Below are 22,832 nucleotides of genomic sequence, written 5' to 3' on the forward strand. Positions count from 1 at the left end.
GTGCGACGGTTTCAAGGGCGGCCGGCAACGGCGCCCGGGCGACACGGGCACGGCGAACCCGCCCCCGCCCTGCTCTGCCGCACCCGACCGACCGGCCGGTCCCCACCCGCCGCCTTCGCTGCTGGCTTGAACCCTCACCCCGTGGGGCCCGACACTCGAGCGACCACCTGCACCCCGCCCCTGCCTACGCCGTCGCTGCCCGTCTTGACCTTCGCTCCGCGAGGCGCCGCGCCCAACCGACCGGCCGGTCCCCGCTGCTGCCCTCGCTGCCCGCCTGAGCCCCCGCCCCGTGAGGCGCCGCACCCGACCGACCGGCCCTCTCCTGTCCTCTGGTGTGCGGGGTTTCAGCAGGCGCTGGAAACCACCGCCGGTTGAGACGGCAACGACGTCGAGGTCAACGCGGGGACGGGGACGGGCGCGGGGGTCAGCGGGCGGCGTCGAGGGCGGGGAAGACGTACTCGCTCAGCAGCGGGGCGAGGACGGCGTCGAGGCCGGTGTCGCCGGGAGCGATCCAGCGGGATTCGGCGATCTCCCGAGCGGGGGCGGGGGCCCGGGTCAGGGGCGCGGTGAAGACGGTGGCGGTGACGCCGGTGTCCGGCTCGTTGGCGGCCGGTCCGGACCAGGAGCCGAGCGGGGACAGGTCGCCGAGGGCCAGCTCGACGCCGATCTCCTCGCGGACCTCGCGGACCGCCGCCTCGGCGGGGGTCTCGCCGGGTTCGAGCTTGCCGCCGGGGAGCATGAAGGCGTCCGTGCCGCGCTTGCGCACGGTCAGCACCCGGGATCGGTCGTCTTCGAAGCAGACGGCCGCGACGTGGAGCATGGTTCGAGGCATGGCCTCCACGGTAGCGCCGGCGGCGGGCCGCCGGTCAGCCCCGGGCGGCGGCCAGCACCTCCTCGGGGAGTCCCAGGCGGGCGCGGAAGGCCGCATGCCCGTCCCCGGTGACCGCGACGGCGCGGGTCGGGCCCGGGCGGACCACCCACCCCGCGGCGAAGGCGTGCGAGCACAGCGCGGCGCCGAGCGCCCCGGCCAGGTGCGGGCGGCGCTCGGTCCAGTCCAGGCAGGACAGCAGGGCCGGCCGCCGGGACCGCCGCGGCAGGTCGATGCCCAGGTCGGCGAACCATGCGGCGCCGGAGTCGGTCAGCGCGGGGCCGCGCTCGGCGTCGACCAGGCCGCGGTCGCGCATGGCGTCGGCGATGGCGACGCCGAGCGCCCCGGCCAGGTGGTCGTAGCAGGTGCGGGCGCGGGACAACGCGCCGCTCCGGCGCACCGCGGACAGCGAACGGCGCTGCGGCCGGTCGCCGGGGGCCAGCGCGGACAGCGCCTCGATCACCTCGGCGACCCGCGGCGAGGCCAGGCTCAGGTAGCGGTGCCGGCCCTGCCGGACCTCGCGCAGCAGCCCGCCGCCGACCAGCGCCGTCAGGTGCTCGCTCGCGGTGGACCGCGCCACCCCCGCGTGGCCGGCCAGCTCGGCGGCGGTCCACGCCCTGCCGTCCAGCAGCGCCAGGCAGAACGCGGCCCGGGTGCCGTCCGCGAGCAGCGCCGCCACCCTGGCCAGGTCGGGTCCCCCGCCGGGGTCGGTTCGGTGGTTCACGATCCCACGCTAGCCCGGCCGCGGTTCGGCGGCCGCCGAACCGTCGGGCCGCCAGGCTCGGAGGCATGGAGCACCTCACCGTGGAACCGCGGATCCTCTACTTCGGAACGCCGGTCGCCCTGCTGACCACCGAGAACCCCGACGGCTCGGCCAACCTCGCCCCGATCTCCTCGGCCTGGGCGCTGGGCCGGACCGTCGTGCTGGGCCTGGGGCGGACGGGGCAGAGCGCGGCCAACCTCGCCGAGCGCCCGGAGCTGGTGGTCAGCCTCCCCTCCCCCGACATGTGGCGGGCGGTGGAGGACATGGCGATGCTGACCGGCCGCGACCCGGTGCCGGAGGGGCACCCGCCCGGGTTCCGCCACGAGCCGGACAAGTTCGCCGCCTCCGGGCTGTCCCCCGAGCCCTCCGCCGACGTCCGCCCGCCGCGGGTCGCCGGGTGCCCGCTCCAGCTGGAGGCGTGGGTGGCCCGCATCCACCCGGACGCCTCCGGCATGTTCGCGATCGTGGAGACGTCGGTCGCCCGGGTGCACGCCGCGCCGCACATCGTGGTGCCCGGCACCCAGCACATCGACCCGTCGGCGTGGAGCCCCCTCGTCTACAACTTCCGGCACTACTTCGGCCTCGGCCCCGAGCTCGGCCGGTCCCGCCGGAGCGAGACCCCGGACCGTGCCCCTGCGGGGGTCTGAGCCCGCTCACGGGCTCCGCGCCGGGACCGGCGCCCGAGGGCCGCTCCCCGCCCGCGGAGGGCGGGCCGGGAGGGCGGCCGTGAAGAGAAGAAGCGAGGAGGAGAGCGATGGACCGCTTCGCGGAGTTCCGGGCGCTGCACCGCCCCGGGGACCCGTTCGTACTGCCCAACGCCTGGGACCTGGCCTCCGCCGCGGCGCTGGCCGCGGCCGGGTTCCGCGCGATCGGGACGACCAGCCTGGGTGTGGCCGCCGCGGCGGGCAAACCGGACGCGGAGGGCGCCACCCGGGCGGAGACCGTCCGGTTGGCGCGCGGGATGGCCCGGTTGGACGCGCTGGTCACCGTGGACGTGGAGGGCGGTTTCGGGGAGGGCCCGGAGGGCGTCGGGGCGCTCGCCGCCGAACTGGCGGCCGCGGGCGCCGCGGGGATCAACCTGGAGGACGGGCGCGGTACCGGCCTCGCCGACCCCGCCGAGCAGTGCGCCCTGATCCGGGCGGCGAAGGAGGCCGCCCCGGCGCTCTTCGTCAACGCGCGGACCGACACGCACTGGCTGCCCGGCGCCGGGCACGCGGAGCAGACCCTGGACCGGGCGCTGGCCTACCGGGACGCCGGGGCGGACGGCCTGTTCGTCCCCGGCCTGCCCGGCGCGGCCGGCGTCGGGGCGCTGGCCGGCCGCGTCGGCCTGCCGCTCAACGTGCTCCACCGGCCGGGAGGCCCTTCGCTGCGCGCGCTGGCCGAGGCCGGGGCGGCCCGGGTGAGCAGCGGGTCGCTGCCGTTCCGCGCCGCGATCGGCGCGGCGGTGCGCGCCGCCCGCGGGATCGCCGCGGACGGGCCCGTCCCGGACGGCCCGCCGCCGTCCTACGCCGAGGCCCAGGCGCTCGCCGGGCTCTACCGGGACGGCCCGGAGGCGGCTCGGGGCCGGGCCGGAGGCGGACGTTGGGGACCGGTCCGGGACCGGGCCGGGGGCGGCGGCCCCGGCTCGGGGATAGTGGGGTCATGATCGATCTGCCGACCTTTACGACCGTGGAGGAGCGCGACCGGGGAGCGGACGTGGCTCTGCTGCCGGTGGGGAGCTTCGAGCAGCACGGGCCGCACCTGCCGTCGACGACCGACACCGTGGTCGCGTGCACGATCGCGCGCGGGATCGCCGCCGAGCACCCGGTCCTGCTGCTGCCGCCGGTGGCGATCTCCTGCTCGCACGAGCACGAGGCGTGGCCGGGCACCGTGAGCATCTCGGCGGCGACCCTGTACGCGGTGGTGCGGGACGTCGCCGCGTCGCTGCGCCGGTCGGGCGTGCCGCGGCTGGTCCTGGTCAACGGGCACGGCGGCAACCACGTGCTGGGCAACGCGGTGCAGGAGTCCGGCGGCGGCATGGCGCTGTTCCCGGCCGAGGCGGACTGGGAGGACGCGCGCGCCGCGGCCGGGCTGGAGACCCCGGCCCAGGGCGACATGCACGCGGGCGAGCTGGAGACCTCGATCCTGCTGCACGTCCGCCCCGAGCTGGTGCGGCCCGGGTACGCCTCGGCCGACCACACCGCCGACGACCGCAGGCACATGCCCACCCTGGGCCTGCGCGCCTACACCGAGAGCGGCGTCGTCGGCCGCCCCTCCCTGGCCTCCGCGGAGAAGGGCCGGGCCGTCCTCGCCCACCTGACCGGGGCGTTCGGCCCGCACCTGGCCGCGCTGGGCGGCTGACCGGACACCGGGCACGCGGCCGGACGGCCGGGGTTCCCGCCCGCCTCCTCGTCTCCGCCGACAGGCCGGCGGAACCGGGCGGCCGTCCGCGTCCCCGATGGCCGTCGGCAGGGACGCCCTGCCCCGCCTCGCCCGCCCCGGGCCGATCCGTGCCGGTGGGGCACCGGGCCGGGCGGGGCCGCCGCCCCTGCCCGGTTCCGGACCGAGCGCACGGCGGCCGACCCCGCCTCGTCCGGGTCGGCGGGCCGCCGGTCCGCCGGGAGCGCGGACCGGCCCCGTGCCCCGTCCCCGGCGGCCGCGGAGCGGGGAGGGCGGCCCCGGGGGTCCTCGGGGCCGCGTCCTCCCCGCCCAACGCAGGTCAGTCGAAAGGCGGCCCGGAGGCGGAGATCTCGTGCTTGAGCACCTGGTCCTTCTCGATGGCCACGGCCCCCTCCGGCACCGGTGCGGTGGCGCGCCAGTACTCCAGCGCCTCCGCCGTCTCGAAGTGCTCGAAGATGTTCACCCGGGCCGGGTCCACCGGGTCGGGCGAGATCGCCATGTCGAGGCAGCCCGGCGCGTTGCGGGCCGCCTCGATGGTGCCGCGATGCTCCTCGACGAACCGCTCCCTGTCCCGCGGATCCACGTACACCCTTCCAGCGACGATCACCGGCAAGGCTCTCCTCCTTCTCGGTCGGTACGGGCACCGGTCGGCGCGTCGTGCGCCACCGGTACCGACCGGCGCGGCCCGGAGAACTCATCGGAACCCGGGCCCGGAACCTCCCCGGGGGCGTCCGGACCGGCGGGGCGGCCGGGCGCTCTCCCCGGTCGGCGGCGGAACAGCAGGACCGCGGCGCCGGGGAGGCTCGCGGCGAGGGCGAGGGCGCCGTAGGCCACCGATGCGGCCAGGCCCTGCTCGGCGGTGAGGCCTGCGGCGGCGAACGCCGCCGCGGAGGCGGCCTCCCGCGGGCCCCAGCCGGCCGCGTTCACCGGGACGCCCATCACCAGCAGGGCGAAGAGCGCCAGCGGGACCAGCAGGGACGGCGGGGCGGCGGCCCCTGCGGTGTGCGCCGCGACCGCGAACAGGGCGACGTGTCCGGCCAGCACCGCCGCGGACAGCAGCAGCACGCCCGGCCAGGCCCTCCGGGACAGCAGCCCGCCGCGCAGGTCCGCGGCGAAGGCGGCCGCCGCGCACCGCACCCGGTGGCCGCCCCGCCCCCACCGGGCCCAGGCGGCGAACGCACCCGCGGCGGCGGCCGCGACCGCGGCCCACACCGCCGCCTGCGGCCCGGGTAACGGCGGACGCCCCGCCGCCGCCCAGGCGGGCGGGGCGAGGAGCAGCACGGCGGCGCCGACCGCGACCAGCACGGCCTGGCCCGCGCTGCGCTCCAGGACGACCGCGCGCACGCCCCGGCCGACGTCGCCGGCGCGGCGCCCGTGGGCCACCCCGCGATGCACGTCGCCGAGGACGCCGCCGGGCAGCACCGCGTTGAGGAAGAGGGCGCGGTAGTAGTCGGCGAGGGCGGCGGCCGGGGGCAGCCGCAGCCCCACCCCGTGCGCGACGATCCGCCACCGCCAGGCGCTCAGCACCGTGGTGGCCAGCCCGATCCCCAGCGCCGCGGCGAGCGCGCGGCCGTCGATCGCGAGCAGCGCGGCGGCGAACGCGTCCGCGCTGAACCACCAGGCCAGGGCCGCGAGGACGGCCAGCCCGCCCAAGGCCCTCCCCCACGGCCCCGCCGCCCACGCCGCCGCGGAGCGGAGCGCCCCGCCGTGCGGCCGACCGCGCGTCGCGGAGGCCTCCGGGGGCGCGGGGAGCGGGGGCGCCGAGGCATGGCGGCGGTCCGCACCACCGCGCGGAGCAGGGCGGACAGCGGCCGTCCGCCCCGGCGCACCGCCCCGTTCGGCCACTCCCGGCCGCCGGACCGGCGCCGACCGCTCGTGCTGCATGGCTCCCCCCTTGCATTCCTCCCCGATCGGCCGGCGGAGCACCGCCGACCCGCTGCCTACGATCTTCACCGCGCGGGGGCGCCCCCGGCGAAGAAATTCCCCACCCTGTGGACAACTCCGCCGACCGCACCCCGCCCGCCGGCGCGCCCAGAGAGGTCCCGGGCCCTTGTCTCCTCCCTCCCCTGCCGGTGCGGCCCCGCGAAGCCCCCGCCCGGCGGCCCGGACAGGCGGAGCGACCTGCACCGCAGACCGCCAGACGGGAGAGGAAGGCCGCCCCTCTCCCGCGTCCGGCGAGCAGCCTTGAACACCCGCCTCTTCGGAACCGGCAGGCCGGACCACTCCCCACCACGACCAGAGGCCCTTCCCCCCTCTCCCGGATCGGCCCCGCGAAACGGCCCGCCCCGCGACCCGGGCAAGGGAAACGGCCGGGGCGGCACCGGGCGGCCCGCCGTCGCCACGGGCCGGTTCCGGTGCCGGGTGGGCGGGGCATCAGGGCGGTTCCGGTGGGAGGGCGAGCAGGTCGGTGTGGTGGACGGCGGCGTGCAGCAGGCCCGATTCGGACTGGGCGGTCCGGCGGGCCAGGTAGGGGGCGGCGGCGACGGCCAGTCCGGGGGTCTGCTCGACGGCCGCGGCGACCCAGCCGTGCAGCCAGGTCCGGAGCAGTTCCGGGCGGTCCGGGCCGAGCCGCCACGGGCTGGGGCGGAGCAGCACCTCGGCGCCGCGCTCCCGGAAGGCGCGGGCGGCGGCGCCGGGGGCGTCCGGGCCGAGGGGGCGGCGTCCGCCGACGGCCCGCCGCTGGTGCGCGTTGAAGGCCGCCCGGACCTCCGCGTCGAGCGGGTCGGCCGGGTCGAGTTCCACCCGGCCGGCCACCGACAGCGTGATCAGCGCGGCGCACCCGGCCCCGGCGCACGCCCCGGCCAGCCCCGCGACCTCTTCCCCCGTCAGCAGGTCGAGCAGGGCTGAGGCCGTGACCAGCCCGGCGCCGGCGAGGTCCGGTGCGCCCAGCGCGGCCAGGTCTGCCTCGCGCACCTCCACCCCGACCGCCGCCCCGCCGTCCGCCTGCGGCGGCGCGGCCGCCGCCGCGCGGGCGAGCAGGGCGGGGTCCCGGTCGTAGAGCACCCAGTGCTGCGGCCCCGGCAGCCGGCCGGCCAGCCACCGCGCCATCGCGCCGGTACCGGCCCCCAGGTCCCGGACGAGCAGCGGCCCTGGCGCCCGCGCGGCGAGCCGGTCCCGCACCACCGCCGCCAGCTCGGCGGAGCGGGCCTCCGCGTCGGCCGGCTCGCGCAGCGCCAGCCAGTCCGGGGCGTAGCCGGAGGGGTCCGGGCCGTTCATCGCGGGCCCTCCCCGCGCAGCGGTGCGGCGGCGACGGCGTCCAGCACCGCCGACATCGCGGCCGCGCTCTCCGGCCAGGCGCCGAGTTCCGGTGCGCGGAGGCGGGCCGCGCGGCGCAGCCGGCGCCGCAGGGCGGGGTCGGTGAGCCAGCTGCGGAGCGCCGCGGCGAGCGCCGGGGCGTCGCCGGGCGGCACCAGGAGCCCCGGCACGTCCCCGCCCGGGGCGCGGCCGATGGTCTCCGGGAGCGCGCCCGACGCCGCGGCCAGCACCGGGATGCCGCGCGCCAGCGCTTCGGCGGCCGCCATGCCGAAGGTCTCCGCCCTGGACGGCAGCACCACCAGGTCCGCGGCGGCATAGGCGGCCTCCAGGTCGGCGCCGGCCAGCGGCCCGGTCAGGCGCACCCTGCCGCCCAGCCCGTGCCGGGCGGCCGCCCCGAGGACCTCCTCGGCGAACTCCGGGGCGCGCTCCGACGGGCCGGCGCAGCGGCACTCCCAGGGCAGGTCGGCGACGGCGGCGAGCGCCTCGACCAGCAGGTCGTGCCCCTTGCGCGGGGTGATCGAGGCGACGCAGAGCAGCCCGGAGGCCCCGTCGGCGCCGGGGGCGGGCGGGGCCGGGTCGGTGCCCGGCGGGACGACGTGCACCCGGTCGGCGGGCAGGCGGTACCGCGCGGCCAGTTCCCGGCCGGCCCACGGCCCGGTCGCCACCACGGCGGCCGCCGCCCGCAGCACCTCCCGCTCGCCGGCCTCCAGGTCCGCGGCGGCCGCGGGCGCCAGGCCCGTCTCGTCGGCCAGCGGCAGGTGCACCAGGACCGCGATGCGCAGCCGGTCCGCCTCCGGGACCACGGCGTCCGGCGCGGCGCAGGCGAGCAGCCCGTCGGCGAGCACCACGGAGCCGTCCGGACAGGCGGCGAGGGCGCGGGCCAGCTCAGCCCGGTCCGCCGGGTCCGGGTCCGGCCACTCCCCCGGGACCCGGTGCTCGCGGACCGGCCGCCCCGCCTCGGCCAGCCCCCGGATGATCCGCCGGTCGTAGCGGTCTCCCCCGCTCAGCGCGGCGGGATCGTCCGGACCGGTGGGCAGCACCACGGCGACCTGCCCGGCCGGCCCGGCCGGCGCGGCCCCCGGCGCCGGGCGCGGGGGCCCGCCGCCCGCCGGGGCCCGGGGCGGGGTCACAGGTCCCGCTCGCAGGTCGCCCAGGCCACGTGCGACTCGTGCAGGGTGACCGCCAGCCCGGTCAGGCCGTGCGCGCCGGCGCCGAGGGCGCCGGCCGCGATCCGCTCGGCGAGCCGGTCGGCGACCACCCCGGCGAGGAACTCGGTGGTGGTGTTGACCCCGGCGAACTCCGGCACCTCGTCCAGGTTGCGGTGGTCGAGCGGGGCGAGCACCGCGGCGAGCTCCCGGGAGGCCAGCCCGATGTCGACGACGACCCCGTCGGCGTCGAGCTCCGGCCGGCGGAACGCCGCGTCGACCACGAACGTGGCGCCGTGCAGCGCCTGCGCCGGGCCGAACACCTCGCCGCGGAAGCTGTGCGCGACCATCACGTGGTCGCGGACGGTGACACTGAACAAGAGCGGGCTCCTCGTCGTCTGGTCGGGGCGGGTGTCAGGAGTAGGAGATCCGGTGGCACAGCGCGGGCAGCGACCCGTCGGCGAGCCGGGGCATCACCGCGGGCAGCTCGCCGAAGGCGCTCTCCCCGGTGATCAGCGCGTCGAAGGCGGGGTCGGCGAGCAGCTCCAGGGCGAGGGCCATCCGGTCGGCGAAGGTCCTCCGGGAGGCGCGCGCCGGGGAGACGGTGCCGACCTGGCTGGCGCGGATCGCCAGCCGGCGGCTGTGGAAGGCCTCGCCCAGCGGGAGCGCGACGCTGCGGTCGCCGTACCAGCTCAGCTCGACGACCTCGCCCTCGGCGGCGAGCAGCCGCAGGCACAGGGCCAGCCCCTCCTCGGTGGCGCTGGCGTGCAGCACCAGGTCGCACCGGCCGCGGGCGTGCTCGGGCAGGGCGAACTCGGCGCCGAGCCGGCCGGCCGTCTCGGCGCGGTCCGGGTCGGTGTCCACCAGCTGGACCCGGACGCCGGGGAAGCGCGCCAGCAGCCGGGCGGCGCAGCAGCCCACCATGCCGCCGCCGACCACCGCCACCCGGTCGCCGAGCAGCGGCGCCGCGTCCCAGAGCGCGTTGACCGCGGTCTCCACGGTGCCGGCCAGCACGGCGCGGCGCGGCGGCACCCCGTCCGGCAGCGGGGCCACCGCGCCGGCCGGGACGACGAACCGGGTCTGGTGCGGGTGGAGCGCGAAGACGTCCCGGCCGAGCAGGTGCGGCGGGCCGTGCTCGACCGTGCCGACGCTGAGGTAGCCGTACTTGACCGGTCCGGGGAACTCGCCCTCCTGGAAGGGGGCGCGCATCGCGCGGTACTGGCTCTCCGGGACGCCGCCGCGGAAGACCAGCTCCTCGGTGCCCCGGCTGACGCCGGTGTAGCGGGTGCGGACCAGGACGTCGCCGGGGCCGGGCTCGGGCAGTTCGACGGCGCGGATCTCGCCCCGCCCGGGGGCGGCGATCCAGAACGCGTGCGCGGTCTCCGCCATGTCAGCCTCCCGTCCGGTCGGCCTGCCGGGGTCGGCCCGGGTCTGCCCCGGGGCGCTCCGCCCCGGGCCGCTCCGTCCCGGGAAGGGCTCCGCCCCGCGCTTTCGGCAACGCCCTGCTCCGCGGGGTCGGAGCGGCACCATTCCGGGCCGTCGGCGGGGCGCCGCGGTGCGCCTGCACATCGGCACCGGTCCGCGTTTCCGCACCGCTCGAAGGATCCGGGGAGGACCCGCTCCCGACCGACGGGCCGGCGCCGCGGTACGCCTCCCCATCGGCACCGGTCGTCGGCGGGCGGGCGCCGCCGCAGGTCTGCGGACCGATGCGGTCCCGCGCCGTCGGCGGGGCGCCGTTCCGGGCCGTCGGTGCGGCCGTCCCCGCCGTCGTTCCGGTGGGCCGGGGCGGGTCGGGCTCCGGCCGCCCGGTACGCCACAGCCACCGCACGTCGCGACCGAAGGACCAGGTCAGCAGCGCCAGCGCCAGCGCCGCGACGGCGGCCGCGGCCGGCCGGGGCAGCAGGTCCGGGGCGACCGCGATCAGCGCGACCGCCTGCAGCACCGCGACGGCCTTCCGGGCCCGGCTCGGCGGGAGTTCGCCGCGGAGCCGGGGGAGCACCCGCGCCGCGGCGGCGAAGGCGTAGCGCATCGCGCCGATCGCCGCCGTCCACGGCCCGAGGAAGAGGGCGGCGTGCAGGCTCAGCACCAGGATGAGGAAGGCGTCGACCTCCATGTCGAAGCGGGCCCCGCGCGGCGAGGAGGTACCGGTGCGCCGGGCCACCCTGCCGTCCACCCCGTCCAGGACCAGGCCGACCGCGGCGAGCGCGGCGATGGCCAGCGCGGCCGGGCCGTCGGTGCCGGCCGCCCCGTCGAGCGCACGGTCGGCGACGAGCGCCGCGACCCCGCCGACCAGCACCGCGCGGGCCAGGGTGACCTTGTCGGCCGGGCCGAGCGGGCGGGCGCCCGGGCGGCGCACCGCCGCCGCCAGCAGCGCGCACAGCACCGCCGCGTAGCCCAGCCCGGCCAGCCAGCCGACCGTGCCCAGCCCGATGGCCGCGCAGACCAGACCGAGCAGGACCGGCTGGGCGGCGGCGCCGGCGGCCGGGCCGATCCCGGGCCGTGCCGCGGTGCCGCGCGGGCCCCGGTCCGGCGCCGCGCCGCCCGCGGACGCCCCGTCCACCGCGCTAACCGGCCGCACGCGCCCTCCCCAGTTCGTCCAGGACCATCCCGCGCAGGCCCGGGGCGACGGCGATCGTCGCCGCCGAGTCGGCGGTGTGCTCGCTTCCGTCGGCGTCGAGCACCAGGCCGCCGGCCTCGCGCACCAGCAGCGCGCCGGCCGAGGTGTCCCACGGCAGGTTCGCCAGGATGACCGCGGCGTCGATCCGCCCGGAGGCCGTCCACGCCAGGTCGACCGCGGCCGCGCCGAACATGCGCAGCCGCTGCACCCGCCCGCCGAGCCGCTCCATCAGCGCCAGCCGGACCCGGTTCCGCTCCGCGGCCCCCTCGCCGCGGGCGAAGTCGCCGATCGCGACGGCGGCGCGGGCCGGGTCGGTCTCGGCGGAGACCCGGATCGGCTCGCCGCCGGCGTGCGCCCCGCCGCCCTGCACGGCGGTGTAGACGACGCCGAGGAACGGGTGGTCGATGACGGCGAGCACGCTGCGCCCGCCGGTGAGCAGCCCGAGCGAGACCGCGCACAGCGGGATGCCGCGGGCGAAGTTGGCGGTGCCGTCGATCGGGTCGAGCACCCAGCGCGGGCCGTCGGCCGCCCCGCTGAGGCCGTGCTCCTCGCCGAGCAGCCCGATCTCCGGCGTCTCCCGCGCCAGGAAGGACCTGACCTCCTCCTCGACCGCCAGGTCGACGTCGGTGACCAGGTCGCGGTCGCCCTTGGCGGTGACCGCGGCGGGGACGCGGGAGCGGACGATGCGGCGGGCGCGCGCGACCGCCTCGCGCGCGAGGGGCAGCAGCCCGGCGGGGCCGTCAGGGCCGTGCACCGCGGCCTCCCTCCTCGGCGGGGGCGGCCGGGGCGCGCCCGGCGCCGCCGCCGGCCGGGTCCGGGCCGAGGTTCGGCAGGTCGTGGCCGAGCCGGTCGCGCTTGGCGGTGAGGTAGCGGAGGTTCCCGTCGTGCACCGGGGCGAGCAGCGGGACCCGGGCGGCGACCTCGATGCCGTGGGCGCGCAGCGCCTCGATCTTGTCCGGGTTGTTGGAGAGCAGCCGGACCGCGCCGATGCCGAGGTGGCGCAGGACCCGGGCGGCCGGCCCGTAGTCGCGGACGTCCACCGGCAGGCCCAGGGAGGTGGCCGAGTCGACCGTGTCCAGCCCCTGCTCGTCCTGGAGGATGTGCGTGCGCACCTTGGCCACCAGGCCGATCCCGCGGCCTTCGTGCCCGCGCAGGTAGACCAGGACCCCGGCGCCCTCCTCGGCGATCGCGTCCAGGGCGGCGCCGAGCTGGTCGCCGCACTCGCAGCGGACCGCGCCGAAGACGTCCCCGGTCATGCATTCGGAGTGCACCCGGACCAGGGCGGCCTCTCCGGCGGCCGGGTCCCCGCGGACCAGGGCCATGTGCTCGTGTCCGTCGACCGGGTCCCGGAAGGCCACGGCGCGGAACCTGCCGCGCCGGGTCACCAGGTCGGATTCGGCGACGTCGCTCAGGTCGAGTGCGTGTTCGCCCATCTTCCCCCCTCGGTTCGTGGAACCGGGACGTGGATCGTGCCGCCGTGGATTCCTACCCGGCTTCGCGCTGGTAGCGTGCCCGGCGGAGTCGTAGACTCAGAATTCGGTATTCAAAACTTGGGACACCATATCTCATTTCGGGGAGGAAACCCATGGGCGGGGACCAGCGGGCGGGCCTGGGGCCGACGCGGAGGCGGCGCCGGTTGTCCGACGCCGAGACCGAGCGGCGGATGCTGGACACCGCGAAGCAGATGGTCGAGGAGAGCGGCCTGACGGTGAGCCTGGAGCACATCGGGCTGGAGGACGTCATCCGCGACGCCGGGGTGTCGCGCAGCGCGGTCTACCGGCGCTGGCCCTACAAGGACCTGTTCTTCAGCGACCTGCTCAAGGAGCTGGCCCGCGGCTCCGACCCGGCGATCTCCGGCAGCAACCGGGAGGCCCTCGCCGCGGTGCACCGGATCATCCTCGACCGGCTGGACTGGCTGCGCGTCCCCGAGCGGCGCGTCGCGCTCATCGCGGAGGTGGCGCGCCAGGGCGCCCTCCGCGAGGTGGAGACCTTCCACGAATCGCCGCAGTGGCGCACCTACCTCGCCCTGCACGCGACCTTCCTCAGCCTCCCCGAGGGGGACCTCCGGGACGAGGTGCGGTCCGCGCTCGCCGCCTCGGAGAGCGGCGTCTCCGCCCGGCTCGCCGAGACCTACCGGCGGATGGCCGGGCTGCTCGGCCTCAGGATGCGCCCGGAGAGCGGCGCCTCCTTCACCACCCTGGCCGGACTCGCCAACGCGCTGGTCCGCGGCCTGGTCATCATGGTCCCCTCCACTCCGGAGATCATCACCGCCGGCGCGACCGCCAACCCGTTCGGCGCCGCGGAGGAGGCCGAGTGGTCCCAGCCCGGCCTGGGCCTCGGCTCCCTGTTCAGCGCCCTGATCGAACCCGACCCGGAGGTGGACTTCGACGACGCCCGGATCGAGGAGGTCCGCCGCGCCCTGCTCGCGGAGGAGCGGGCCTAGATCATCGCCGGGAGAAGCCCGCCTCCTCCGGGCGCTGATCTCGGCGGTGTCGCCGTCTCGACCGGCTCTGAGACGGCGACACCGCCGAAATCAACGGGAAGGAGCGGCCGACGGGGCGTTCCCCGGTGCCGCCCCTCTTCCCCCATCCAGCACTCCGACCGGGCACGACACCCCACGGGGTGAAGGTTCAAGCAAGCGGCGACGGCGGGAAGGGGGACCGGCCGGTCGGTCAGGCGCGGCGCCCCGCGGAGCGAAGGCACAAGCAGGCAGCGACGACGGGAAGGGGGACCGGCCAGTCGGTCGGGCGCAACGCCCCACGGGGCGAAGGCTCAAACAGGCGGCGACGGCAGCGGCAGGGGCGGGGGCGGGGTGCAGGCGGTCGCCCGGGCCCGGCGCCTCACGGGGCGGGGGTTCAGGCGGGCGGCGAGGGCGGGGAGGGGGACCGGCCGGCCGGTCGGTCGGGCGCGGCGCCCCGCGGAGCGAAGGTCCAGACGGGCGACGAGGGCGGGAGTGGGCGGGCGCCGCGTCACCGGCCCGGCGCGTGCTCCCGGCGAGGGGGCGGCGCCCCGGCGGCGCGGGCGGGCCGCCCGCACCCACCAGGGGGCCTTATCCCTATATGCCGGGTTCGCGGGAGGGGACGGGCAGGGGCAGGGGCACCCTGCGCACCTCCACGACAGGCCCGATTACATCTACCAGCGAGTAGTAAGCCCCCAGGCCCCCACCGCCCCCTCACCGATTACCCAGAGTGGCCAAGGCAGAGCCTTACGGGGGATGAAAGCGACATCTTGCCCCCGCGCTGCCCCTCCCTGGGTTCCGGCCCCGGTTTCCCGGTCTTCTGGGCGGCTCGAACCCCCGCCCACCGACCCGATCAGGGCGATTCGGGCCTGACGGGGGCCGATCCGGGCCGGGATGCGCGCCCGGGAATCACCGGGCTGCTCTCGCGGTGCGCAGGGCACCCCACCCCACCATCACCCTGCGTATTCACCCACGTCAGGAAAGGGGCGGCGGTTTCAGGGGCGACGCGGACACGGCGCCCCCGCTGCCTGCCCCACCCCTGCCGCCCGCCCCGCCCTGCCGCACCCGACCGACCGGCCGGTCCCCCTCCCCGCCCTCGCCGCCCGCCTGAACCCCCGCCCCGTGAGGCGCCGCGCCCGGGCGAGGCCTTCGCCCCGTCCCCACCGCTGCCGTCGCCGCCTGTTTGAACCCCCACCCCGCGAGGCGCCGCGCCCGGGCGGAGCGCTGGACCGCTGATGGGAAAAGGGCGGTCGGCGCCGGGGAACGCCGGAGGGAGCGGGCTTCTCCCATCAACGATCTGGATCCGAGGATCCCGCCCCAGAGCGGTGGTCTCGGTGCTGCGGGGGCGCCAGGGCGTCCTGATGCCCCCGCAGCGCCGAGGCCTTCGGGGAGGAGCGGCACGCGGCCGGGGGAACGGGGCGGCGGAGCGGGGGCACCGCAGACGGGCGTGCTAGCCTCGGCGGCGACCGGAACCGGACCGACCGAGGAGGTGAGACCCGTTCCTATCCGTACAGGCCGGGTGCTCCCGCCTCGCGACCGCGCGGCCCGCCTCCGCTAGGAGGACGGGAGAGCACCCTTCGCCCTGCGTTGAAAGGCTCTCCGCGGTGATCCGCACTTCTGCTGCACCCTCCCCGTCCCCCCTCTCCCCGCCGGACTTCCCGCCCGGCCCCGCCTTGGCCGCGACCGCCGAGCGGCTCCGCGCCGCCGGCTGCGTCTTCGCCGAGGACGAGGCTCTGCTGCTCGTCGCGGCGGCCGGCACCCCCGAGCTGCTCGACTCCCTGGTGGAGCGCCGCTCCGCCGGGCTCCCCCTGGAGCACCTGCTGGGCTGGGCCGAATTCGCCGGCCTGCGGATCACCGTGGGGCCGGGCGTGTTCGTCCCCCGGCGGCGCACCGAGTTCCTCGCCGCGCGGGCGGCCGCGCTGCTCCGCCCCGGCGGCACCGCCGTCGACCTGTGCTGCGGCTCCGGCGCCGTCGGCGCGGCGCTGCTCGCCGCGGTGGACGGCGCCGAGGTGCACGCCGCCGACATCGACCCGGTCGCGGTGGACTGCGCGCGCCGCAACCTGGACGGCGCGGGCGGGGTGCACCTGGGCGACCTGTTCGACGCGCTGCCCGGCCGGCTGCGCGGCCGGATCGACGTGGTCGCGGCCAACGCGCCCTACGTCCCCACCGGGGCCATCGGGACGCTGCCCCCGGAGGCCCGCGACCACGAACCGCTCGCCACCCTGGACGGCGGCGCCGACGGCCTGGACGTGCAGCGCCGGGTGGCCGCCGCCGCGCCCGACTGGCTCCGCCCCGGCGGTGCGCTGCTGATCGAGACCAGCACCCCGCAGGCCCTGATGACCTGCGACATCGTCGCCCGCGCCGGGCTGCTCCCGCAGACCGTCGAGGACGGCGAACTCGACGCGACCGCGGTCATCGGGATCCTCCCGTAGCCGCCGCGCCGCCCCGCGGATCCCCGGCCGGTCCGGGCACCGCGCCCTGGTACGGGCACCGCTCCCCGGTCCCGGCGCCGCGGCCCAGTCCGGGCACCGCGGCGGGGCCGCGTCACCGAGGCCGCCGCCCGGGGAGGCTGCGCCCGCAGGGGGGCCGGCCCGCGTCCTCGCGGAGTAGTCGGACCGGTGCCGGGCCGCCCGCGTCCATCCCGGGGATGACACCGGGAGTCCACCACGGGCGGACGCCGGGCCCCCGGCCCTCCGCCTAGCGTCACCGGGAACGCGATCGGCGACCGGAGGAGAGGCGACGGTGGAGACGGCGAACACGGGGCGGAACACGGGGCGGGGGCGGCCACTCGGCCTCTCCCTGCCCTGGATCTTCGGCTTGGCGCTGCTCGGGGTCCCCCGGGTGGTCGCGCACGACCTCGGGCCGCCCCCTCAGGCGGTCAACGCGGTGCTGGTGTTCGTCCCGGTCGCGGTCTGGATCGCGGTGGCGCTCCGGAAGCGGGTGCCCTCCCCGCTGGTGACGCTGCTCGCGGTGGGCCTGGTCTACGGGGTGCTGCTCGGCGCGGTGCACCAGGTGCTGTGGACCCACTCGTTCGCCGGCGGCGCCCCGGAGCTGGGCGGCAACCTGGCCGGGACGCTCTCCCCCGCGGCCGAGGACCTGGTGCTGCGCGGGGCGTCGATGGTGAGCAGCCTGTTCACCGGCGCACTGGTCGGCCTGATCAGCGGCCTGGTCGCGCTGGGCCTCTCCCGGGCCCTGCACCGGAAGTGACGCGGCGGCCTCGGCGCCGCCGCTCCGGGGACGGCAGCGGCGGGGACGCCGATGCCGTCCCCGGACAGAGGCCCCGGGCCCGCCGCGATCGGCCGCCGTCAGCGGTCGAGGCCGTCCGCGCGGAAGGCCGATCGGCCCGCCGGCAAAACGGGCAGGACCGCCGCCGGGCGCGGACCGGCCGGAGCGCCGCGCCGCGATCGGCCGCCGTCAGCGGTCGAGGCCGTCCGCGCGGAAGGTCGGGCGGCCGGCCAGGAGGGTGAGCAGGACCGGCATCGAGCGCAGGTCCGCCGGGGGCGTCTCGACCGGGTCGGCCGCGGTGAGCACCAGGTCGGCGGGGTCGCCGGGGCGGACCCCGGAGCGGCCGCCGGAGGCCGCGGCGAGCGCCGCCGCCGGCGGGACGGCCTGCTCGGGGTGCCAGGGCGGGCGCTCGTCGTCGGTCCGGGCCACCGCCGAGGCGATCCCGTCCCAGGGGTCCAGCGGCGCGACCGGGGCGTCCGAACCGATCTCCAGCCGGGCGCCGGCCGCGAGCAGGTCGGCGTAGGGGAAGGCGCGACCGGTCCGGCCGCGCCAGTGGTGCTCGGCGACGTCCCGGTCGTCGGGGGCGTGCGCCGGCTGCACGCTCGCGACCACGCCGAGCCGGGCGAACCGCTCGGCGTCGCCGGGGCGGAGCAGCTGGGCGTGCTCGATCCGGCCCGCGCAGCCGACCTCGGCGAACGCGTCCAGCGCGATCCGGTTGGCGCCGTCGCCGATGGCGTGCACCGCGGGGTGCAGGCCGTGCTCGGCGGCCTTGCGCATCAGCGGCACCAGCTCCTCCGGGGGAAGCTCCAGCACCCCGAACCGGTCCGGCGCGCCCGGCCCGGCGTCCGGGTAGGGGTCGTCGCAGTAAGCGGTCCGGGTGTTCAGCGACCCGTCGGTGAACAGCTTGAACGGGCCGACGGTGAGCAGCCCGTCCGGGCGGAGCGCCCGCCCGGTGCGGTGGCCGCGCTCGATCGCGGTGTCCAGCAGGGGCCGGGCGATCACGCAGGCCACCCGGACCGATGGGGCGCGCCGCCCGGCGCGGCGCAGCCAGTCGGCGGCGGTGTCGGCGAGCTCGTAGTCGGCGACGCCGGTGACGCCGCGCGCCGCCGCGGCGTCGGCGGCCTCCAGCACCCGGGCGTCGCGCACCTCCTCCGGGGCGCTCGGCAGCGCGGCGGTGACCTCCATGCACGCGCCCTCGGTGAACACGCCGGTGGGGTGGTCGCGCCCGAGCAGCCGCAGCGCGGCCGGGCTCAGCCAGCACATGTGCAGGTCGTTGGCGATGAGCGCGACCGGCACCCCGGGGGCGGCCCGCTCCAGCAGGTCCTTGTGCGGCGCGGCGGGCCACATCGCGTCGCGCAGCCCGGCGCCGACCACGAGCTCGCCCGGGGCGGCGCCGCGCTCCCGGACCGCGTCCCGCACGGCGTCCGCGGCGGCCGCGGCCGAGGCGGCGCGCCCCAGCGGCACCCGGCGCCGGTGCTCGGCCCACTGCCCCATGTGCGTGTGCGCGTCGACCAGCCCGGGCAGCAGCGTGCCGCCGCGCCCGTCGACCTGCTCCTCGCCGTCGGCGCGGGCACCGGGCGGTTCGACCGCGGCGACCCGGCCGCCCCGGATCCGCACGTCCCGGCGGGGGCCGCGCGGGCCGCAGCGCACCCCGCGCAGCAGCAGGCCGGGCTCCGGCCGGGCGGTCTCCTCGGTTCGATCGGGCATGTCCCCTCCCGGGCGGCTCGGCCGGCGCTGCACCGCTGCCATACTGCCGCACCGCGGGCCGCCGCCGGGAGAGGGGCCGGGGCACTCCGGCGGGTGCGCCCCCGGGCCGCTCCGCCGGGGCGGCCCGGGGGGAGCTCACCGCGATCGGCGCGCACCGGATCCGGCGGGGCCGGGCGGCGCCTCACCACCGACGCTCCGGTGTTCAGGACGGGGAGACGGCCCCGCCGGACCGGCCGGGGCTCGGCGGGCGGGCCGCGGCCGGGCGGTGCGTCCTCCGCCCGGCCGCGGCGCGGCCGGCGGGGCGGCCCGCTCTCCGCCCCGCCGGGGCCGGCGGGTCAGCCCGTGTAGGAGGGCTCCTTGGGCAGGGCCGGGGCGGGGGCCGCCTCGGGCACCTCCCCGTCCGGCGCCGGGCTCGGGACGCCGGGGTCCTCCTCGCCCGGGGCCGGGCTCGGCTCCTCGGGCGCCGGGCTCGGCTCCCCGCCCGGGGCGGTCCCCGGGTCGACCGGGGCCGGGTCGGCAGGGGTCTCCCCCGGGTCGGCGGGCGCCCCGCCCGGGTCGACCGGGGCCGGGTCGCCGGGGACCGCGGGCGGGGCGCCGTCCCCGGCGTAGGCGGGGGCCGCCCCGGCCAGCGCGGCGGCGGCCAGCGCGGAGGCGAGCAGGAATCCGGTGAGTCGCATTCGGTGTCCTTTCAGAACGGGGGGTCCCCCGCCGCCGCGGATCATGCGGAGATCTCGACGGGGGTGCCGAGCGGCAGGCGCTCGGCCATCCAGGTGATGTCGTCGTCGGCGACCCGGACGCACCCGTGGCTGACCTCGGTGCCCAGGACCGACTCGTCGGGGGTGCCGTGCACCGCGAGCTGGCCCGGGCCGCCCGCGAAGGTCTCCAGGGTCGGGGAGAAGCCGCTGAGCCCGAAGGCGTAGGCGCCGTACTCCCCGTCCGGTTCGGGAGGCTCCAGCAGCTCGGTGAAGTAGTACCGGCCGGGCGGCGTCGGGGTGTCCTCCACACCGATGGCGATCTCGCCGCTGCGCACCTCCTCCTCCCCGTCGAGCACGGAGAAGGAGAAGGCGTCCATGTCGACCTCCAGCCGGAACCCGGTCGAGGTGAGCTCCACCTCGTCCCGCCGCACCCAGCCGGTGGAGCCGTTCGGCCGGACCGGCAGCAGCACCTCCAGCCAGTCGCCCTCGGAGCGCTCCACCAGGAACACCCGCTCGGCGCCGAGGTCGTTCGGGTTGGCGAGGGTCTCGACCGGCTTCCCGTCCGGCCCGTCGAGGACGGCGATCTCCTCGCCGATCACGGTGGCGATCCGCGCCTTCCCGGCGCCGTCCTCCGCCGCGGCGCCCTCGCCGCCCGACGGCTCCGGGCCGCCGTCCGCGCTGCAGGCGGTCAGGGCGGCCAGCAGCGCGGCCGCGGCCGGCAGGCCGGCCAGTGCGGCGGCAGGGGTTCGGGGCATGGTCTCCGTCCAGGTCTGCCAGGGGTCCTCCGGCGCATCTCCGCGCCGGAACGCCCCCCACACTGGCCGCCCGATGTGAGGAAGTCGTGAGCCCTCGGTGTGAAGGCCGTGTCGCCCGCCCGGCGTCGCCTAGCATCGGTCGATAGCGGACAGAACGGCAGGAGGCCCCGAGGGTGTGCGCGCACGTGCTGATCGCCGAGGACGACGCCAACCAGGCGGAGCTGGTCCGGCGCTACCTGGAGCACGAGGGGCACACCGCGTCCGTCGTGCACGACGGGCGCGCCGCACTGGCCGAGTTCCACCGCAGCGGCCCCGACCTGGTGATCCTGGACGTGATGATGCCGGTGCTGGACGGCCGGGAGGCGTGCCGGGCGCTGCGCGCCGCCTCCGACGACGTCGCGGTGCTGATGCTCACCGCCCGCTCCACCGAGGAGGACCTGCTGGACGGCCTGGACCTCGGCGCGGACGACTACATGACCAAGCCCTACAGCCCGCGCGAGCTGATGGCCCGGGTGCGCACCCTGCTCCGCCGGGCCCGGCGCTCCCCCGGCCGCCCCGCCGGCACGGTGCTCCGCGCCGGGCCGATCACCGTGGACACGTCCCGGTACACCGTGCACTTCGACGGCGCCCCGGTGGACTGCACCCCGGGCGAGTTCCAGCTGCTCGCCGCGATGGCGGCGCACCCCGGGCACGTGTTCACCCGGGCCCGGCTGCTGGAGCGCATCCACGGCATCGACCGGTTCATCACCGAGCGCAGCATCGACGTGCACGTGAAGAACCTGCGCAAGAAGTTCGAACCGGACCCGCGGTCGCCGCGCTGGCTGGTGACCGTGTTCGGGGTCGGCTACAAGCTCAACGGGGACGCGCATGCGGAGCGGACGGCGTAACCGGCACCGGGCCACCGGCGTCCCGCTCCGGCACAGCCTGCTCGCCCGGCTGATGGCCAGCTCCGCGCTGGTCGCGGTCTGCTCCATCACCGCGACCGCGTGGCTGACCGCGCAGGGCGCCTCGGAGTCGATCAGCGTCGACCAGGGCGAGACGCTGGCCGTGGACACCCGGATCAACGACGCCCTGCTGGGCTACGCGGCCCGGCACACCTCCTGGAGCGGGGTGCAGCCGGTGGTGGACCGGCTCGCCGACGAGACCGGCCGGCGCATCGTTCTGACCACGGAGAACCGGGCGCCGCTGGCCGACTCCGACGACGCCGGCGCCTCGCTTCCGCCGCGCGCCTCCTCGGTGGTGGACCCGCTGGCGGTGGACGTCTCCTCCGCCGCTGAGGGCGCGGACCGGATCGATCCGCGGGCGGTCGGCCCGTTCGCGCTGCCGGACGAGGAGCGGGAGCGGCTCCGAGAGGCCGCCGAGTGGACCGCTTCCTGCCTGGCCGGCGTCTACGGGGTCGACACCGGGGTGGAGGAGTCCCCGAGCGGGCGGCCGTTCGTCGCACTGCCCGAGGAGGACCCGGGCCTCTACGACCCCTCCTGCGGCCAGGAGGCGCTCGCGGACCCCACCCCCACCGAGGAGGAGGCGCTGGAGGAGCTGAACGCGCTCATCCGGAGCTGCCTGGAGCCCTCCGGCCTGGAGGCGGCGTACGCGATCGACCCCTCGACCGGGGAGGGCGAGTTCTACCAGGTCCCCGGCTTCACCCCGCCGGAGGAGGAGCCGGGCGGCGACGGGCGCCCGGGCTCGCCCGCGCCGCCGCTGGCGCAGCCGTCCCCGGCGCCGGACCCGGGCCTGCCGGCCGACTCGCCCGGCGGCACCGACCCGCGCATCGCCTCCTGCGTCGACGAGAGCCGCCGCGCCCAGCTCGCACCGCACGTCGCGCCGAGCGCCCTGCTCTTCATCGACGACCCGGAGGACGCCTCCCCGATGGGCATCTCGCTCTCCCGCGAGGGGTGGCTGCGGATCGGCGGGGTCGCGCTGCTGGTGCTGGTGCTGACGGTGGGGGTGAGCGTCGCCGTGTCGACCCGCCTGGTCCGCCCGGTGCGCTCGCTGACCACCGCGGTGCGGCGGATGGGCTCGGGCGCCGGCGCGCGCCGGGTCGAGGTGCGCGACTCCGGCGAGATCGGCCGGCTGGCCACCGCGTTCAACGAGATGGCCGAGCACCTGGAGCGGCTGGAGCGGCAGCGCAAGGACATGATCAGCGACGTCTCGCACGAGCTGCGCACCCCGCTGAGCAACCTGCGCGGCTGGCTGGAGGCGGCGCAGGACGGCGTCACCGAGCTCTCCCCGGACCGCACCGCGATGCTGGTCGAGGAGACGCTGCTGCTCCAGCGGATCATCGACGACCTGCGCGACCTGGCGATGGCCGACGCGGGCCGGCTCGATCTGGCGCTGGAGCCGGTCGACCTGCACCGGCTCCCCGGCCAGGCGGTGGCCAGCCACTCGCTGACCGCGGAGGGCGCCGGCGTGCGCCTGGCGGCCGACGCCGAGCCGGGGGTGGTGCCGGTCGCCGACCGGGCCCGGCTGCTGCAGGCCATCGGGAACCTGGTCGGCAACGCGATCCGGCACACCCCGGAGGGCGGGACGGTGACGGTGCGCTGCCGCCGGGACGGCGGGGACGCGCTGATCGAGGTGGTCGACACCGGGAGCGGGATCTCCGCGGAGGACCTGCCGCACGTCTTCGACCGGTTCTGGCGGGCGGACAAGTCGCGCAACCGCCGGACCGGCGGCAGCGGCCTGGGGCTGGCGATCGTCCGCAACATCGCCGAGCTGCACGGCGGCACCGCCGGCGCGGCGCACGCCCCCGGCGGCGGCGCGGCGTTCACCGTCCGCGTCCCCCTGGCCGGCCCGTCCGGCCCGGCCGGCCCTGCGGACGGCTCCCGGGTCCCGGAGCCCGCCACAGGCCCGGACCGCTGACCGGCCCGCGCCCACCCGAACCCGGCGCACCCACCTCGTCGAGCTCGACGTCATCGCGGGCCACGACGGTGTTGAGCCCAGGGCTGCACGCACCGCAGGTGGGCTGAAC

General features: G+C 78.3%; 22 protein-coding genes. 8 read left to right on the plus strand and 14 right to left on the minus strand.

Translation table 11 applies throughout. The features are described from left to right. Positions 1-424 precede the first annotated feature (424 nt). Together D459_RS0122645 and D459_RS0122650 are read right to left on the minus strand one after the other, a co-directional pair. Positions 425-832, minus strand: coding sequence for an NUDIX hydrolase (locus D459_RS0122645; RefSeq protein ID WP_206540794.1), 408 nt, complete (start codon positions 830-832; stop codon positions 425-427). A 34-nt stretch (positions 833-866) separates the two neighbouring features. Then, positions 867-1,592 (minus strand): ArsR/SmtB family transcription factor, encoded by a 726-nt coding sequence (locus tag D459_RS0122650; RefSeq protein ID WP_017595296.1) that lies wholly within the window; start codon positions 1,590-1,592, stop codon positions 867-869. Between the two features lie 65 nt (positions 1,593-1,657). Here D459_RS0122650 and D459_RS0122655 point away from each other — a divergent pair, with 65 nt between their 5' ends. From D459_RS0122655 to D459_RS0122665, 3 genes are all read left to right on the plus strand, one after another. After that, the gene (locus D459_RS0122655) at positions 1,658-2,278 is read left to right on the plus strand and encodes a flavin reductase family protein (protein ID WP_017595297.1); all 621 of its coding nucleotides are present in this window, start codon (positions 1,658-1,660) and stop codon (positions 2,276-2,278) included. 107 nt (positions 2,279-2,385) lie between these two features. Further along, complete coding sequence (locus tag D459_RS0122660) at positions 2,386-3,276, plus strand: isocitrate lyase/PEP mutase family protein (protein ID WP_017595298.1); 891 nt, start codon at positions 2,386-2,388, stop codon at positions 3,274-3,276. Continuing rightward, a complete protein-coding gene (locus D459_RS0122665) occupies positions 3,273-3,971 on the plus strand; it encodes a creatininase family protein (protein ID WP_026120669.1) in 699 nt (232 codons plus the stop codon). The genes D459_RS0122660 and D459_RS0122665 overlap by 4 nt, the downstream gene beginning before the upstream one ends. Before the next feature lie 358 nt (positions 3,972-4,329). Here D459_RS0122665 and D459_RS0122670 read toward each other — a convergent pair whose 3' ends face one another. The 9 genes from D459_RS0122670 to D459_RS0122710 form a co-directional block, all read right to left on the minus strand. Beyond that, positions 4,330-4,617 (minus strand): putative quinol monooxygenase, encoded by a 288-nt coding sequence (locus tag D459_RS0122670; RefSeq protein ID WP_241485105.1) that lies wholly within the window; start codon positions 4,615-4,617, stop codon positions 4,330-4,332. Next, complete coding sequence (locus D459_RS0122675; RefSeq protein ID WP_017595301.1) at positions 4,614-5,663, minus strand: lysylphosphatidylglycerol synthase transmembrane domain-containing protein; 1,050 nt, start codon at positions 5,661-5,663, stop codon at positions 4,614-4,616. Before D459_RS0122675 ends, D459_RS0122670 begins: the two co-directional genes overlap by 4 nt. Positions 5,664-6,383: 720 nt before the next feature. After that, positions 6,384-7,226: a hypothetical protein gene (locus tag D459_RS0122680; protein WP_017595302.1), complete on the minus strand. Its 843-nt coding sequence runs from the start codon at positions 7,224-7,226 to the stop codon at positions 6,384-6,386. Beyond that, on the minus strand, positions 7,223-8,305 hold the full coding sequence (locus D459_RS0122685) for a glycosyltransferase family 4 protein (RefSeq protein WP_241485106.1): 1,083 nt from the start codon (positions 8,303-8,305) through the stop codon (positions 7,223-7,225). The genes D459_RS0122680 and D459_RS0122685 overlap by 4 nt, the downstream gene beginning before the upstream one ends. An 86-nt stretch (positions 8,306-8,391) precedes the next feature. Continuing rightward, the gene (locus tag D459_RS0122690) at positions 8,392-8,790 is read right to left on the minus strand and encodes a 6-pyruvoyl trahydropterin synthase family protein (protein ID WP_017595304.1); all 399 of its coding nucleotides are present in this window, start codon (positions 8,788-8,790) and stop codon (positions 8,392-8,394) included. A 34-nt stretch (positions 8,791-8,824) separates the two neighbouring features. Further along, the gene (locus D459_RS0122695; protein WP_017595305.1) at positions 8,825-9,799 is read right to left on the minus strand and encodes a zinc-dependent alcohol dehydrogenase; all 975 of its coding nucleotides are present in this window, start codon (positions 9,797-9,799) and stop codon (positions 8,825-8,827) included. 1 nt (position 9,800) lies between these two features. Continuing rightward, positions 9,801-10,988, minus strand: coding sequence for a CDP-alcohol phosphatidyltransferase family protein (locus D459_RS37500; RefSeq protein WP_338044449.1), 1,188 nt, complete (start codon positions 10,986-10,988; stop codon positions 9,801-9,803). Beyond that, positions 10,975-11,781 (minus strand): inositol monophosphatase family protein, encoded by an 807-nt coding sequence (locus D459_RS0122705; protein ID WP_017595307.1) that lies wholly within the window; start codon positions 11,779-11,781, stop codon positions 10,975-10,977. Before D459_RS0122705 ends, D459_RS37500 begins: the two co-directional genes overlap by 14 nt. Then, the gene (locus D459_RS0122710) at positions 11,768-12,460 is read right to left on the minus strand and encodes a GTP cyclohydrolase II (protein WP_017595308.1); all 693 of its coding nucleotides are present in this window, start codon (positions 12,458-12,460) and stop codon (positions 11,768-11,770) included. Before D459_RS0122710 ends, D459_RS0122705 begins: the two co-directional genes overlap by 14 nt. 203 nt (positions 12,461-12,663) lie before the next feature. Between D459_RS0122710 and D459_RS0122715 the strand changes: the two genes are divergently transcribed. The 3 genes from D459_RS0122715 to D459_RS0122725 all read left to right on the plus strand — a co-directional run bounded on the left by D459_RS0122715 (position 12,664) and on the right by D459_RS0122725 (position 16,692). Beyond that, on the plus strand, positions 12,664-13,470 hold the full coding sequence (locus tag D459_RS0122715) for a TetR/AcrR family transcriptional regulator (RefSeq protein WP_020380296.1): 807 nt from the start codon (positions 12,664-12,666) through the stop codon (positions 13,468-13,470). 1,688 nt (positions 13,471-15,158) lie between these two features. After that, the gene (locus tag D459_RS0122720; RefSeq protein ID WP_017595310.1) at positions 15,159-15,917 is read left to right on the plus strand and encodes a putative protein N(5)-glutamine methyltransferase; all 759 of its coding nucleotides are present in this window, start codon (positions 15,159-15,161) and stop codon (positions 15,915-15,917) included. 385 nt (positions 15,918-16,302) lie between these two features. Next, positions 16,303-16,692: a hypothetical protein gene (locus tag D459_RS0122725; RefSeq protein WP_020380297.1), complete on the plus strand. Its 390-nt coding sequence runs from the start codon at positions 16,303-16,305 to the stop codon at positions 16,690-16,692. 207 nt (positions 16,693-16,899) lie between these two features. Here the strand turns inward: D459_RS0122725 and D459_RS0122730 are convergent, their stop codons facing one another. The 3 genes from D459_RS0122730 to D459_RS0122740 all read right to left on the minus strand — a co-directional run bounded on the left by D459_RS0122730 (position 16,900) and on the right by D459_RS0122740 (position 19,867). Next, a complete protein-coding gene (locus D459_RS0122730; protein ID WP_017595312.1) occupies positions 16,900-18,417 on the minus strand; it encodes an amidohydrolase in 1,518 nt (505 codons plus the stop codon). A 335-nt stretch (positions 18,418-18,752) separates the two neighbouring features. Then, positions 18,753-19,094, minus strand: a complete 342-nt coding sequence (locus tag D459_RS0122735) for a hypothetical protein (RefSeq protein ID WP_017595313.1) — start codon at positions 19,092-19,094, stop codon at positions 18,753-18,755. 41 nt (positions 19,095-19,135) lie between these two features. Then, positions 19,136-19,867 (minus strand): L,D-transpeptidase, encoded by a 732-nt coding sequence (locus tag D459_RS0122740; RefSeq protein ID WP_017595314.1) that lies wholly within the window; start codon positions 19,865-19,867, stop codon positions 19,136-19,138. Positions 19,868-20,040: 173 nt separating this feature from the next. On the opposite strand from D459_RS0122740, the gene D459_RS0122745 reads away from it, so the two are divergent. Further along, positions 20,041-20,754, plus strand: a complete 714-nt coding sequence (locus D459_RS0122745; protein ID WP_017595315.1) for a response regulator transcription factor — start codon at positions 20,041-20,043, stop codon at positions 20,752-20,754. After that, positions 20,735-22,723, plus strand: a complete 1,989-nt coding sequence (locus D459_RS32435; protein WP_017595316.1) for a sensor histidine kinase — start codon at positions 20,735-20,737, stop codon at positions 22,721-22,723. Before D459_RS0122745 ends, D459_RS32435 begins: the two co-directional genes overlap by 20 nt. Positions 22,724-22,832 lie beyond the last annotated feature (109 nt).

Source organism: Nocardiopsis potens DSM 45234, from assembly GCF_000341105.1.
GTDB lineage: Bacteria > Actinomycetota > Actinomycetes > Streptosporangiales > Streptosporangiaceae > Nocardiopsis_A > Nocardiopsis_A potens.